This is a genomic window from Bradyrhizobium sp., assembly GCF_016462955.1.
Classification (GTDB): Bacteria; Pseudomonadota; Alphaproteobacteria; order Rhizobiales; family Xanthobacteraceae; genus Bradyrhizobium.
On sequence record NZ_JAEMSD010000479.1, the window covers coordinates 3,995 to 5,187 of the forward strand.

The following is a 1,193-nucleotide window of genomic DNA, read 5'->3' on the forward strand; positions in this document are numbered from 1 at the left end:
CCCCTTCACCGACCAGGGCCGCAAGCAGACCGCACAGCGTCACGAGCGCCAGAAGTGCCGGGATCGCCCAGACTGCCCGCCGTGTCCGGCCCGTGCTCATCGGGCGGCCTCCGCCGAAATTGTTTCCGGTGCTTCGCGGCGAACGCGGCCCGAGCGCCAATTGGCGAGCCAGAGATACAGGCCGCTGATCAGGATGATGATGGTGACGATGTCGAGGATCGCCCAGATGATCTTCAGCGGAAGGCCGCCGTAGTCGCCGAAATGCAGCGGTTGCGACACGAACAGGGCCGTCGCGTACCAGGGCATGTCGGGAACCGCGACGACTTCGCCGCTGGCGGCATCGATGATGGCCGGCTTGAGGATGCGGCTGGTCAGCGGCGTATCGCCGGTCAGGAACGCCGCGTAATGGGTCGGTGTCGAAAACGGGCTGCCGGGGAAGGCGAGTGTGGTGACGGTCATTCCCGGCACGGCCGCACGGACATTGGCGAGCACCAGGTCAACCGGAGCCTTGCGGTCGCTTTGCGCCTGACCCCGGTTTTGCGCGGCCATCTCGAGCAGCTGGTTGGACTGCCACATCAGCTCGATCGGCCCCGCCAGCGTATTGATCACGCCCGTCAGCGTGACGACGCCGAACCAGGCCAGGGTGATGATGCCGAGCAGATTGTGCAGGTCGAGCCAGCGCAGCCGGTTGCTGTGCCGCTTGCGCATCTCGCCAAATCTGAGCCGGCGCGCGAACGGCCCGTACAACACCATGCCCGAGACGATCGAAAGGGTCAGCAACAACCCCATGCCGCCGAGGAACAGCATGCCCTTGATGCCGGCGAACAAATCGGTGTGGAGCCGAAGCATGATGTAGAGGAAGCCCTCATTGGGCTGGTCGACGCTGAGTGCTTTGCCGGTCCTGATGTCGAACACCTTGTAGAAGAAAGTGTCAGGCGCAGACGTCATGCTGGCGGCCGTCGGCACCTTCACCATCGGCTTGTCGCGATCGTAGAACAGGTACGGGACGACCTCACCCGGCCGCTCCGCGAGCGCCTCGGCGATCATCTTGCCGACCGACGCGCGGACGCCGGGTTCGGCAACCTCGTCGATCGCCGGATTCGGTCCCAGCTCCTCGTGAAAGATGAGGGGCAGCCCCGTGAGACACAGCAGCAGCGCAAAGATCGTGCAGATCAGGCTGCTCCACTTGTGGA

At 64.7% G+C, this 1,193-nt stretch carries 1 protein-coding gene; it reads right to left on the reverse strand.

The window, feature by feature from the left end:
* Positions 1-96: 96 nt before the first annotated feature.
* On the reverse strand, positions 97-1,193 hold a 1,097-nt coding region (locus tag JHD07_RS32225), incomplete at its 5' end, for a PepSY domain-containing protein (RefSeq protein ID WP_291629478.1).